Here is a 13491-nt window from a genome sequence, read left to right on the forward strand (position 1 = left end):
CCGCCCCATCCGACCCGCCGGACCGCACCGACATGATCGACATCGGCGCCAACCTCGCGCACGAGAGCTTTCACGATGACCTGGAAGCCGTGGTGGCCCGCGCCACCGCGGCCGGCGTCGAGCACATCGTGCTCACCGGCAGTTGCGCCGAGAGCAATGCGCGCACCCTGGCGCTGGCGCGTGCGCAGCCGCATCTGCTGTCCTGCACGCACGGCCTGCACCCGCATCACGCCGAGCAGTGGAACGAGGGGCTGGCCGGCCAGATCCGCACCGGCGCGACGGCGCCGGAGTGCCGCGCGGTCGGCGAATGCGGCCTCGACTACTTCCGCGACCTCGCGCCGCGCGACGCCCAGCAGCGCGCCTTCCGCGCCCAGCTCGACATTGCCGTCGAGACCGGCGCCCCGGTCTTCCTCCACCAGCGCGACGCGCACGACGACTTCGTCGCCATCCTGCGCGAATACCGCCCCCACTTGCCGGGCGCCTGTGTGCACTGCTTCACCGATACCGCCGAGGCGCTGGACGACTACCTCGCGCTCGACTGCCATGTCGGCATCACCGGCTGGATATGCGACGAGCGCCGGGGCACCGCCCTGGTCGAGGCGGCCGCGCGCATCCCGGACGATCGCCTGATGATCGAGACCGACGCGCCCTACCTGCTGCCGCGCAACCTGCCGCGCGCATTGCGCAAGAGCGCCGGCCGGCGCAACGAACCGAGCTTCCTGCCCTGGGTGCGCGACCGACTGGCCGAGGCCCGCGACCAGACACCCGACGAAGTGGCAGCCGCCACCACCCGCAATGCGCGCGTCTTCTTCGGGCTGGAACCGGCAGCGACCTGATCGCCGCATCGGCATTGCCCATCGCGCCGCGCAACGCGCCGGGCGAGACGATCTAGCCTGGCGGCACGAAGCGTGCAACGCTTACGGCCTTCCCCTCACCGCAGTGCGGCCGACCGTGCCCATTCAAGCCAGCATCCATCACCTGACGCGCTACCGCTACGACCGTCCGGTCTCGCTCGGTCCGCAGATCATCCGGCTGCGCCCGGCACCGCACAGCCGCACGCGCGTGATCTCGCACTCGCTGAAGGTCGCACCGGGCGGGCACTTCGTCAATCACCAGCAGGACCCCTACGGCAACTGGCTGGCGCGATTCGTCTTCCCGAAGCCGGTCAACGAGCTGCGCATCGAGGTCGACCTGGTCGCCGACATGACGGTGTACAACCCCTTCGACTTCTTCGTCGAGGAGAGCGCCGAGCACTGGCCCTTCGCGTACCCGGAGGACATCCGCGACGACCTGCGCATCTACCGCGAGCCCGAACCCGCGGGCGAGCGCATGCAGGCGCTGCTCGCCGACATTCCCCGCACGCGCCAGCGCAGCGTGGATTTCGTCGTCGGACTCAACGCGCGCATCGCCGAGCAGACGAACTACATCATCCGCATGGAACCCGGGGTCCAGACACCGGAGGAGACGCTGACGCTGGGCTCCGGCTCGTGCCGCGACTCCAGCTGGCTGCTCATCCAGCTGCTGCGCCATCTCGGTTTCGCGGCCCGCTTCGTGTCGGGCTATCTCATCCAGCTCAAGCCGGACCTCAAGCCCATCGACGGCCCCGCCGGCACCGACCACGACTTCACCGATCTGCACGCCTGGGCCGAGGTCTATCTGCCCGGCGCGGGCTGGATCGGCCTCGACCCGACCTCCGGCCTGCTGACCGGCGAGAGCCACATCCCGCTGGCGGCCACGCCGCACTATCGTCTGGCTGCGCCCATCGCCGGCACCGCGACCCACGCCGAGGTGGATTTCGACTTCGACATGCGGGTGACGCGCGTCGCCGAGCACCCGCGCATCACCAGGCCGTTCTCGGACGATGCCTGGCGCGATCTGCTCGATCTCGGCGACCGCGTCGACGAGACGCTGCAGGCCGACGATGTGCGCCTGACCATGGGCGGCGAGCCGACCTTCGTGTCGATCGACGACTTCGAGTCCGAGGAATGGAATACCGCCGCCGTCGGTCCGACCAAGCGGGCCTTCGCGGACCGCCTCATCCGGCGTCTGCAGGCACGCTTCGCGCCCGGCGGATTCCTGCACTACGGCCAGGGCAAGTGGTACCCGGGCGAGAGCCTGCCGCGCTGGACCTTCTCGCTCTACTGGCGGCGCGACGAGCGACCGATCTGGCACGACCCCGCGCTGATCGCCACCGAGGACACCGATCACGGCGCCACGCCGGAGCAGGCGGAGACGCTGCTCCAGACCGTCGCCATCGAGCTCGGTCTCGCGCCCGACCGCGTCGTCGCGGCCTACGAGGATCCCGGCGAGTGGCTGCTGCGCGAAGCCCGCCTGCCGGACAACGTCTCGCCGGAGAACGCCGAGCTCGAGGACCCCGAGGCACGCCGGCGCATGGCGACGGTGTTCGAGCGCGGCCTGAGCGCGCCCACCAGCTTCGTGCTGCCGGTACAGCGCTGGCAGGCGCGCTCCGGCGAGCGTCGCTGGCAGTCCGAGCGCTGGAAGCTGCGTCGCGGGCATCTCTTCCTGGTGCCGGGGGACAGTGCCGCCGGCTACCGGCTGCCGCTGTCCAGCCTGCCGCACGTGCCGCCGGCGCGCTATCCCTACATCCATCCGCTCGACCCCACGGTCCCGCGCGGACCGCTGCCGGAATTCCCGCCGCGCGCGCCGGACGCGCAGGCACAGCCCTTCCGGCGCGTCGAGTCGCCGCGCGGCGGCCAGCAGCGGGTCGAGCAGCAGCGCACCGAGCTCGAGGGCGTGGTGCGCACGGCGATGTCGGTGGAGCCGCGCGACGGCCGGCTGTGCGTGTTCATGCCGCCGGTCGAGCGCATCGAGGACTACCTCGAGCTGGTGGCCGCGGCCGAAGCCGCCGCTGCGCGTCTCGGTCTGCGCGTGCATATCGAGGGCTACGCGCCGCCCGCCGACCCGCGCCTCAATGTCATCCGCGTGGCACCCGACCCGGGCGTGGTCGAGGTCAACATCCACCCCGCCACCAACTGGCGCGAGTGCGTGACCATCACCGAGGCGATCTACGAGGAAGCCCGCCAGACGCGCCTTGGCGCCGACAAGTTCATGATCGACGGCCGCCATACCGGAACCGGCGGCGGCAACCACGTGGTCGTGGGCGGCGCCACCACGCTGGACAGTCCCTTCCTGCGGCGCCCCGACCTGCTGCGCAGCCTGATCCTGCACTGGCAGCGCCACCCCAGCCTGTCCTATCTGTTCTCCGGTCTGTTCATCGGCCCGACCAGCCAGGCGCCGCGCGTCGACGAGGCGCGCCACGACGGGCTCTACGAGCTCGAGACCGCGCTCGGCCAGATCCCCGATCCGGGCGACGGCGTCTCGACACCGCCCTGGCTGGTCGACCGCCTGCTGCGCAATCTGCTGGTGGACGTCACCGGCAACACGCATCGCGCCGAGATCTGCATCGACAAGCTGTATTCACCGGACGGCCCCACCGGCCGCCTCGGGCTGGTCGAATTCCGCGGCTTCGAGATGCCGCCCGACCCGCGCATGAGCCTGGCGCAGCAGCTGCTGATCCGCGCCCTCATCGCGCGCCTCTGGCGCCATCCGGTGTCGGGGCGGCTGGTGCGCTGGGGCACGAGCCTGCACGACCGCTTCATGCTGCCCCATTTCGTCTGGCAGGACTTCCTCGACGTGCTGGCCGATCTGGAGCAGCACGGCTTCACGCTGCGGCCGGAATGGTTCGACGCGCAGGCCGAGTTCCGTTTCCCGTTCTGCGGCGCGATCACCGTCGAGGGCGTGCACCTGGAGCTGCGCCAGGCGCTGGAGCCGTGGCACGTGCTGGGCGAGACCGGCGCCATCGGCGGCACGGTGCGCTACACCGACAGCTCCACCGAGCGCCTGCAGGTCAGGCTCGGCGCACCCGATCCGGCACGCTACATCGTCACCTGCAACCGCCGCGCCGTGCCGATGTCCCCGACCGATGCACAGGGCGTCAGCGTCGGCGGGGTGCGCTACAAGGCGTGGCAGCCGGCGATGGCGCTGCATCCGGCGATTCCGGTGCACGCACCGCTGACGCTCGACATCTTCGATACCTGGAGCGGCCGGGCGATCGGCGGCTGCGTGTATCACGTGGCGCATCCCGGCGGCCGCAACTACGAGACCTTCCCGGTCAACACCAACGAGGCCGACGCACGCCGCCTGGCGCGCTTCGAGGCCCACGGACACACGCCGGGCGCCTACCGCCCGGCCGCCGAGTCGCGCCACGCCGAGTTCCCGATGACGCTCGACCTGCGCCGCCCGGCGGGAATCTGAGCCTTGGCCGGACAACCCGCCGCCCGGAGCGACCGCGTCGCCGAGCTGCTCGCCCGCTATCGCCCGCCGGCCGGCGTCTCGGATGAGCTCATCGACGGCAGCGGTGCCATCCGGCCGGTGTGGCGGCCCTTCATCGACCACCTCGCCGGCCTGTCCGGCGACGAGATCGCGCGTCGGCTCGCGCGCGGCGACCGCTATCTGCAGGATGCCGGGGTCTACTACCGCCAGTACGGCGAGGCCGGTGCCGCCGAGCGCGACTGGCCGCTCAGTCATGTGCCGGTGCTCATCGACGAAGCCGAATGGCAGACCATCGTCACCGGCATCCGCCAGCGCGCGACGCTGCTCGAATCGGTGGTCGCCGATCTCTACAGCGCCAACCGACTGGTCGCCGACGGACATCTGCCGGCCTCGCTGGTGGCGCGCAACCCGGAGTGGCTGCGTCCCATGGTCGGCGTGCGGCCGCGCTCCGGCCATTTCCTGCACTTCCTGGCCTTCGAGATCGGGCGCGGGCCGGATGGCGGCTGGTGGGTGCTGGGCGACCGCACGCAGGCACCATCCGGCGCCGGCTTCGCGCTGGAGAACCGCATCGCGACCTCGCGCGCGTTCTCCGAGCTCTTTCCGCAGGTCAATGTCCACCGGCTGGCGGGCTTTTTCCGCGCCTTCCGGGATGCCCTCCAGCGCATGCGCGGCGAGGACGATGCCCCGGTCGGCATCCTCACGCCGGGTCCGCTCAACGACACCTATTTCGAGCACGCCTACATCGCGCGCTATCTCGGGTTCAGCCTGCTGGAGGGCGAGGACCTGACGGTCCGGGACGGTCGCGTCATGGTGCGCACGGTATCCGGCCTGCAACCGGTATCGGTGCTGTGGCGCCGCCTGGATGCGGCCTGGGCCGATCCGCTCGAGCTCTTCGAGGGGTCGCGCATCGGCACACCCGGCCTGGTCGGTGCGCTGCGGCGCAACGGCCCCACCATGGTCAATGCACTGGGTGCCGGCGTGCTGGAGATGCGGGCGCTGCTCGCCTTCCTGCCGCGCATCTGCGAGGCCCTGCGCGGCGAGCCGCTGGCGCTGCCCAATCTCGCCACCTGGTGGTGCGGCCAGACGTCGGAGCGCGAGCACGTCAAGGCCCACACCGAGCGCATGACCATCGGCCAGGCGCTGGCCACGCAGCTGCCCTTCCGGGTCGACGACAAGGCCGTCGTCGGCGGCCAGCCGGTCGGCGACATCGGCGTTCCGGTGGCGGAATGGATCGACGCCGCGGGCCCCGATCTGGTCGGCCAGGAAGCCGCGACGCTGTCCACCACGCCGGCGCTGATCGACGGCGCGCTGGTGCCGAGGCCGATGATCCTGCGCGTGTTCGCCGCGCGCACGCCCGAGGGCTGGACGATCATGCCGGGCGGCTTCGCGCGCATCGGCCACTCGGGCGACCCGGCCGCGGTCGCCATGCAGGCCGGCGGCTCGGTGGCGGACGTCTGGGTGACCAGCGAGCGGCGCGTGGCGGAGGAGACGATGCTCACCGACGGCGAGTCGCTGCCGGCGCGCAATCGCGTGGGCGCGCTGCCCAGCCGCGCCGCCGACAATCTCTACTGGCTCGGACGCTACGTCGAGCGCGCCGAGGGCTTCTTCCGGCTGCTGCGCGCCTATCACGCGCGCCTCGCCGAAACCGCCGGCAGCGAGACGCCGCTGCTCGTGCAGATGCGGACCTACCTGCGCAATGCCGGAGTCGACCCCGACGACGGCATGCCCGAGGGTCTGGTGACCACGCTGAGCTCGGCGGTGGGCAGCGCCGGCCGCGTACGCGACCGCTTCTCGGTGGACGGCTGGACGGCCCTGGCCGAGCTCGCGCGCAACGCCCGCGGCCAGATCGGGGCGGTCACGCCGGGCGACGACGCGGCGCGCGCCATGGGCGTCCTGCTGCGCGGGATCAGCGGCTTCTCCGGCCTGGTGCACGAGAACATGTACCGCTTCCTGGGTTGGCGCTTCATGAGCATCGGCCGCGCCCTCGAGCGCGCGCTGTCCATGACCACCCTGCTGTCGGTGTTCGCCGACCCGGGCGCGCCCGACGGCGGCCTCGATCTGGTCGTCGAGGTGGGCGACAGCGTCATGGCACAGCGCCGACGCCATTCGGTCAGCACCACGCGCGCCACCGTGATCGACCTGATGGCACTGGATGCTCTCAACCCGCGCTCGGTGCTCTACCAGCTGGGAGAGCTGCAGGAGCACGTCAATACCCTGCCCGGCGCCTCGTCGGACGGCCGCATGTCGACGCTGACGGGGGCCGTGCTGCAGACCCACAGCATGCTTGCCGTGGCCACGCCCACCACGCTCGACCGGGCCGCGCTCTACCGCCTCGGCGACGGGATCGCCGGCCTGTCCAACCAGCTCGCCGCGGCCTATCTCAAGTAGCGCCATGCTCTACGACATCCGGCTGCGCGTCGCCTACCAGTACTCCAGCCCGGCGGAAGCGGGTCGACAGACGCTCTGTCTGATGCCGGCGACGCTGCCCGGGGTGCAGCGTGTCGCCGCCGGCGAGTTGCGCATCGCGCCCGAGCCGGCGGAGCGCATCGAGCGCACCGACTTCTTCGGCAATGCGCTGGTCGATCTGGCCTATCGCTCGGCACATGCCGAGATCGCCTTCGAGGTGTCCGCGCGCGTCGAGCGGGAACTGGTGCCGCCGGGGCTCGACATGTCGCCGCGGCCGGGTGCCCTGGCCGACGAAGTCGCCAGCGTGCGTTCGCTGGCACCGGATGCCCCCGTGCACTTCATCGGCGGTTCGCCGCTGGTGCCACCGGTCGCGGCCATCACCGACTACGCGCGCGACCGCCTCGCCGACGGCATGTCGGCGCTGGACGCCGTGCGCGCGCTGGGCGCCGCGCTGCATGCGGACATGCGCTACGACAGCGACGCCACCGAAGTGGATACGCCGATCAGCGAAGCCTTCGCACAGCGACACGGCGTCTGCCAGGACTTCTCCCACATCATGATCGCCGGCCTGCGCGCGGTCGGGATCCCGGCCGGCTACGTCAGCGGCTTCCTGCGCACGGAGCCGCCGGCGGGCCAGCCGCGCCTCGAGGGTGCCGACGCCATGCACGCCTGGGTGCGCGCCTGGTGCGGCTTCGAGATGGGCTGGGTGGAGTACGACCCGACCAACGACCTCATGGTGGGCACCGACCACGTGGTGATCGCCTACGGTCGCGACTACGCCGACATCGCACCGGTGCGCGGCAGCTTCCGCTCGTCCGGCTCGCATAGCAGCGAGCAGGCCGTCGATGTGCTGCCCGTCGGATAGGCCGCGTCACCTCCCCGCTTGTCGCGGGGAACCGGGGCGCGTGATCGGGCGCATGGTCGCGACCTCGATGCCGCCCACGGAACCATCCCGGGCTGGCACGATCTGTTGATGATGCTTCGCACGCTTCTCGCACTGCTGCTGATTCCGGCGGCCGGAACGGCGGCCGCGGCCAGCAGCGGCTGGTCGCAGCACGACCATCTGCGCGTGGCGCTGGTCAGCGAGACGACGCACATCCAGCCCGGCACGCCCTTCCGCGTGGCGCTGCGCATGCAGCCCGAGACGCACTGGCACACCTACTGGAAGAACCCGGGCGATTCGGGCATCGAGACCCGCTTCGACTGGACGCTCCCCGACGGCTTCTCGGCCGCGCCCATCGACTGGCCGTACCCGGAACGCCTGCCCATCGAGCCGCTGGTCAACTACGGCTATTCCGGCGAGCACGCGCTGCCGGTCACCGTCACGCCCCCGGCCGATCTGCCGACCGGCGAGCCGGTCACGCTGACGCTGGACGCGAGCTGGCTGGTCTGCAAGGTGGAGTGCATTCCCGGCGAGGCCACGCTGACCCTGCGCATGCCGGTGCGCGACCGCGCGCCCGAGGCGGCGGCCGAGCAGGCGGCGATGTTCGCCTGGGCGGACGCCCGCCAGCCGGTGCCACGGGACCGGGCGGCGCGCTTCGCGACCGACGGCGGCCATCTCAGCCTGCAGGTGCCGATGCCGGAGGCGCCGAACGTCGAGGCCCTTGCGGTCTTTCCGGCGCAGCCCGAGCTGGTCGATCACGCCGCCGCGGCCAGCCTGCGCCACGACGCCGGACAGCTGCAGCTGTCGCAGCCGCTCTCCGACTACTTTGCCGGGGCCGACGCGCGCGTCGAGTTCGTCATCGTCGATACCGCAGCCGGCGAGGCGGTGTCGGTGATCGCCGAGCACGGCGAGCTCTCCACCGGCGCGGCGACCGCCGGAGCCGGCGACAGCGGACGCCCGGCGCTGGGCTGGATCCTGCTGCTGGCGCTGGGCGGCGGCGCCCTGCTCAATCTCATGCCGTGCGTCTTTCCGGTGCTGTCGCTCAAGGCGCTGCACATCGTCGAGGGCGGTGGCCACCAGCGCGCGCAGGCGCTGGCCTACACCGCCGGCGTGCTGGTCGCATTCGGTGTCGTCGCCGGCGCGCTGCTGGCGGTGCGCTCGGCCGGCGCCGCCGTGGGTTGGGGATTCCAGCTGCAGTCGCCGGCCTTCATCGCGATCCTGGCCTACCTGCTGTTCGCGATGGGTCTGTCGCTTTCCGGTCTGGTGCACTTCGGCACCGGCTGGATGGGCGCCGGCCAGAAGCTCACCGAGCGCGGCGGGCTGGCCGGATCCTTCTTCACCGGCGTGCTCGCATGCGTGGTCGCCAGCCCCTGTACGGCGCCCTTCATGGGCACCGCGCTGGGCTTTGCGGTGACCCAGCCTCCGGCGATCGCGCTCGGCATCTTCCTGGCGCTGGGACTGGGCATGGCTGCGCCCATGCTGCTGATCGGCTTCCTGCCCGGGCTAGCGCGCGTGCTGCCGAAGCCCGGCGCCTGGATGGAAGCGTTCAAGCAGGCGATGGCCTTCCCGCTCTATCTCACCGTGGTCTGGCTGCTCTGGGTGCTCGCCCGGCAGACCGACCCCAACGGTCTCGCCGCCGTCATGACCGGCCTCGTGCTGCTGGCCTTCGCGCTGTGGCTGTGGGGCCGCGGTCAGGGCCGGCCGGCGCGCTGGCTGCGCGGCGCGACCGTCGCCGCCGCCGTGGTCGCGGCACTCGCGCTGGTGGCGCTGCCCGCCGCGCCCGGCACGGCCACTGCCGCCCGCACGGCCGACGCCTGGCAACCCTGGCAACCGGGCCGGGTTGCGGCCCTGCGCGACGAAGGGCGCGGCGTCTTCGTCAACATGACCGCGGACTGGTGCGTCACCTGTCTGGTCAACGAGCGCGTTGCGCTGAGCACGGACACGGTGCGCGCGCACATGCGCGACAACGACATCGTCTACCTCAAGGGCGACTGGACCCGGCGCGACGCCGCCATCACCGAGTATCTCGCACGCTTCGATCGCAACGGCGTGCCGCTCTACGTCTACTACCCGTCCGATCCGGACGCCGAGCCCACCGTGCTGCCCCAGATCCTGACCCCGGACCTCGTCGTCCGGAATCTGCAGTAACGCCCCCGACCGGAGGAATCCGCCATGCAAGCGTTCCGCTTCAAGCCTCTCATCGCCCTCGCCGCCCTCGCCGCCCTCGCCACCGCCGGCACCGTCCATGCCGCCGCCGACATCGGCGAGCCGGCACCCGGCTTCACGCTCACCGACACCAGCGGCGAGACGCACGCGCTGTCCGATTTCGAGGGCAGGACCGTGGTCCTGGAGTGGACCAACCACCAGTGCCCCTTCGTGCAGAAGCATTACGGCGCCGACAACATGCAGGAACAGCAGCGCACCGCCCGCGATGAACACGATGCGGTGTGGCTGACCGTGATCTCGTCGGCGCCCGGCAAGCAGGGCCACGTCTCCCCCGAGAAGGCCGATGCGCTCACCGCCGAGCGCAATGCCGAGCCCGCTGCGGTGCTGTTCGACGAGTCCGGCGATGTCGGCCGCGCCTACGGCGCCCGCACGACGCCGCACATGTACATCATCGATGCCGACGGCACGCTGGTCTACAAGGGCGGCATCGACTCGATCCAGAGCGCCGACCCGGCCGACATCCCGAAGGCGGACCAGTACGTCGTGACCGCGCTGAACGAGATGGCCGCCGGGGACGCGATCAGCGAGCCGGTGACCCGGCCCTACGGCTGCAGCATCAAGTACTGAGACCGCGGCGATTCCGGCGCGCCACGGCTTTGGCGCGCCGGAATGCGTTCAGCGGCTTCGCGCCCGGTTACGCCTCGTCGGGATCCGCGTCGGTGACGGCGCCACGCTCGGCGCCCACCGCGAGGCGCGCGAACTTGCCGAGCACGCCGCGCGTGTAGCGCGGCGGACGCGGCTTCCACTCGCCGCGACGGCGCTCGAGCTCGGCGTCATCGACGTTGATCGAGATCCCGAGGTTCTCGGCGTCGATGGTGATGGAGTCGCCGTCCTCGATCAGCGCGATCGGGCCGCCGACCGCGGCCTCGGGCGCGACGTGACCCACCACCATGCCCCAGGTGCCGCCCGAGAAGCGGCCGTCGGTGATGAAGCCGACGCTCTCGCCCAATCCCTTGCCGATGATCGCCGAGGTCGGCGCCAGCATCTCGCGCATGCCGGGGCCGCCCTTGGGCCCCTCGTAGCGGATGATGAGCACGTCGCCGGCCTTGATGCGGTCGTCGAGAATGGCCTCCATGGCCTCGTCCTCGGAGTCGTAGACACGCGCCGGCCCGGTGATGACCGGATGCTTGATGCCGGTGATCTTGGCCACGCAGCCCAGCGGCGACAGGTTGCCCTTGAGGATGGCGAGATGGCCGCGCTCGTACATCGGCTGGTCGAAGGGCCGGATGACGTCCTGGTTCGGCCGCGGCTGCTCGGGGATGTCCGCCAGCAGCTCGGCGAGCGTGGCACCGGTGATGGTCGGGCAGTCGCCGTGCAGCAGACCGTTGGCGAGCAGCATCTTCATGACCTGCGGCACGCCGCCGGCCTCGTGGAACTCGGTGACCACGTAGCGCCCCGACGGCTTGAGGTCGCACAGCACCGGCACCTTCTTGCGCATGCGCTCGAAGTCGTCGATGGTCCACTCGACGCCGGCGGCGTGCGCGATCGCCAGGAAGTGCAGCACCGCGTTGGTCGAGCCGCCGGTGGCCATGACCACCGCCACCGCGTTCTCGATGGACTCGCGCGTGACCAGATCGCGCGGCCGGATATCGAGATCGACGGCCTTGCGCAGCGCGCGCGCCGATTCCGCCACCGATTCGGCCTTCTCCGGGTCGGGATTGGCCATGGTCGACGAGTACGGCAGCGACACGCCCATCGCCTCGAAGGCGCTGGACATGGTGTTGGCCGTGAACATGCCGCCGCAGGCCCCGTAGCTCGGGCAGGCGTTGCGCTCGATGCCGTCGTAGTCGGCCTTCTCCATCTTTCCGGCGGTGTAGGCGCCGACCGCTTCGAAGGCCGAGACGATGGTCAGGTTCTGGTCCTTCCAGCAGCCCGGCTTGATGGTGCCGCCGTAGCAGAACACCGCCGGCACGTTCATGCGCAGCAGCGCGATCAGCGCGCCGGGCATGTTCTTGTCGCAGCCGCCGATGGCGAGCACGCCGTCCATGAACTGCGACTGCGCCGCGGTCTCGATGGCGTCGGCGATGACCTCGCGCGAGGCCAGCGAGTACTTCATGCCCTCGGTGCCCATCGAGATGCCGTCGGTGACGGTCGGGAAGCCGAAGAGTTGCGGCTTGGCGCCGGCCTCGTCGAGCGCCTCGACCGCGCGCTCGGCCAGCGGCCCGATGCCGGCGTTGCACGGGTTCATCGTGGAATGCCCCGACGCGACGCCGATGATCGGCTTCTCGAACTCGTCCTCGCCGAAGCCGACGGCACGCAGCATGGCGCGGTTCGGTGCGCGGGCCACGCCCTGGGTTATGGTGCTGGAACGGTAGCGCGGCTTGTCGCTGCTCATGGCCGGAATCCCGGTTCAGGTGAGGATCAGGGCGCGAATGCTACATCAAGCGACCGTCGGAACTGCACTCTCCGACCGCCCCACCCCGACCCCGGAGTCCCATGAACCCGTTTCCCGCCCGCCACCGCGCGATGCTCGCTTCCGGCCTCATCGCGCTGCTCGCCGCATGCTCGCCACAGGACGACATGGAGACCGACGACCGCATCGCACCGCCCGACGAGGGCGCGCTGCAGGCCGCGGCCCGGTCCGTCCTGGAGAATGCGCGCAACCGCAACGAGATCGACGGCTACGCCCTCGAGATCGGCACGGCCGACGACATTTACGCGCGCATCTCGGCGGGCGACGTGCAGAGCGTGGATACGCAGGTGGCGATTGCCAGCGCCGGCAAGCCGGTATCGGCGGCAGTGCTGCTGAACATCATCGACGAGGACCGCGGCAGCCTGCGCCTGAACCGCCTGCGCCTGGACGAACCCATCGCGCGCTGGCTGGACGGCACGCCCGCAGGCAATACCGCGGCAGCACAGGAAGTCACGCTGCGACACCTGCTCAACCACACTTCCGGCCTCGAGCAGCAGCCCGACTGCGTAGAGAGCGAGCTCAACGGCAGCACCTCGCTGATGGCCTGCGCCACCGAGATCCTCGAGGCCGGCACGCGCTTCACGCCGGGAACCCGATTCGCCTACGGCGCGGGCAGCTACCACGTTGCCGGCGCCGTGGCCGAGGCCTACACCGGACAGTCCTGGCAGTCGCTGGTCGACGAGCGCATTGCCGCCCCCCTGGAGGTCGATCTCCCGTATCTGCCCGAGGACAATCCGCGCATCGCCGGCGGCATCCTGACCTCGGTGGCCGATCTCGGCACCTTCTTCCGCGCGCTGCTGGTCCGCGACGACCGCCTCATGGGCGAGGCCGATTACAGCATGCTGCGCACGCCGCAGACCGATACCAACCAGGGCCGCCTGCCCAACGTCACCGCCACCGGCTACAGCTTCGGCCTGTGGATCGAGGATCCGGCCGAGCTCGCCGAGGCCGGCACGGCCGGTCCCGAGCTTTCGGCGCCGGGGCTCTTCGGCGCTGTGCCGTGGCTCGACGACGATCGCGGGTACTACGCCGTGCTGCTGCTGCGGCTGTCCAACTACACGACCGGACTCGATCTGATGCGCGAGCTGCGCACCGAGATACTGGCGCGGCTGCCCTGAGTCTGATGCGCGCTCGGCGGCGCCATGCCCCTCACCCTGACCCTCTCCCCGGCGGGGAGAGGGGACGAGGCACATCCAGCGCTCGCGCCTGTTCCCTTCTCCCATCGGGGAGAAGGTGCCGCGAAGCGGCGGATGAGGGAACGCGCGAAGCG

Annotated in this window: 8 protein-coding genes; 7 read left to right on the plus strand and 1 reads right to left on the minus strand. The window is 71.1% G+C overall.

All coding sequences use genetic code 11. From position 1 onward, the window contains the following. Positions 1-32: 32 nt before the first annotated feature. The 6 genes from KAH28_RS09605 to KAH28_RS09630 all read left to right on the plus strand — a co-directional run bounded on the left by KAH28_RS09605 (position 33) and on the right by KAH28_RS09630 (position 10375). Positions 33-836 carry a TatD family hydrolase gene (locus tag KAH28_RS09605; protein ID WP_290576045.1) on the plus strand — a complete coding sequence of 268 codons (804 nt, stop codon included), beginning with the start codon at positions 33-35 and terminating at the stop codon, positions 834-836. A gap of 115 nt (positions 837-951) precedes the next feature. Then, positions 952-4275: a DUF2126 domain-containing protein gene (locus KAH28_RS09610; RefSeq protein ID WP_290576046.1), complete on the plus strand. Its 3324-nt coding sequence runs from the start codon at positions 952-954 to the stop codon at positions 4273-4275. 3 nt (positions 4276-4278) lie between these two features. Further along, a complete protein-coding gene (locus KAH28_RS09615; RefSeq protein WP_290576048.1) occupies positions 4279-6681 on the plus strand; it encodes a circularly permuted type 2 ATP-grasp protein in 2403 nt (800 codons plus the stop codon). A 4-nt stretch (positions 6682-6685) separates the two neighbouring features. After that, positions 6686-7564, plus strand: coding sequence for a transglutaminase family protein (locus KAH28_RS09620; RefSeq protein WP_290576049.1), 879 nt, complete (start codon positions 6686-6688; stop codon positions 7562-7564). Positions 7565-7672: 108 nt separating this feature from the next. Further along, on the plus strand, positions 7673-9730 hold the full coding sequence (locus tag KAH28_RS09625; protein WP_290576050.1) for a thioredoxin family protein: 2058 nt from the start codon (positions 7673-7675) through the stop codon (positions 9728-9730). Positions 9731-9754: 24 nt separating this feature from the next. Continuing rightward, positions 9755-10375: a thioredoxin family protein gene (locus KAH28_RS09630; RefSeq protein WP_290576051.1), complete on the plus strand. Its 621-nt coding sequence runs from the start codon at positions 9755-9757 to the stop codon at positions 10373-10375. A 67-nt stretch (positions 10376-10442) separates the two neighbouring features. Here KAH28_RS09630 and ilvD read toward each other — a convergent pair whose 3' ends face one another. After that, entirely contained in the window at positions 10443-12143 is a 1701-nt protein-coding gene (gene ilvD, locus KAH28_RS09635) for a dihydroxy-acid dehydratase (RefSeq protein WP_290576052.1), read from the minus strand. A gap of 101 nt (positions 12144-12244) precedes the next feature. On the opposite strand from ilvD, the gene KAH28_RS09640 reads away from it, so the two are divergent. Then, a complete protein-coding gene (locus KAH28_RS09640; protein ID WP_290576055.1) occupies positions 12245-13339 on the plus strand; it encodes a serine hydrolase domain-containing protein in 1095 nt (364 codons plus the stop codon). Positions 13340-13491 lie beyond the last annotated feature (152 nt).

This window comes from Algiphilus sp., assembly GCF_023145115.1.
In the GTDB taxonomy this organism is placed as follows: domain Bacteria; phylum Pseudomonadota; class Gammaproteobacteria; order Nevskiales; family Nevskiaceae; genus Algiphilus.

Coding starts and splice junctions, on each gene's coding strand:
- KAH28_RS09605 (WP_290576045.1), top strand. CDS start 33: ATGATCGACATCGGCGCCAACCTCGCGCACGAGAGCTTTCACGATGAC.
- KAH28_RS09620 (WP_290576049.1), top strand. CDS start 6,686: ATGCTCTACGACATCCGGCTGCGCGTCGCCTACCAGTACTCCAGCCCG.
- KAH28_RS09625 (WP_290576050.1), top strand. CDS start 7,673: ATGATGCTTCGCACGCTTCTCGCACTGCTGCTGATTCCGGCGGCCGGA.
- KAH28_RS09630 (WP_290576051.1), top strand. CDS start 9,755: ATGCAAGCGTTCCGCTTCAAGCCTCTCATCGCCCTCGCCGCCCTCGCC.
- ilvD (WP_290576052.1), bottom strand. CDS start 12,143: ATGAGCAGCGACAAGCCGCGCTACCGTTCCAGCACCATAACCCAGGGC.
- KAH28_RS09640 (WP_290576055.1), top strand. CDS start 12,245: ATGAACCCGTTTCCCGCCCGCCACCGCGCGATGCTCGCTTCCGGCCTC.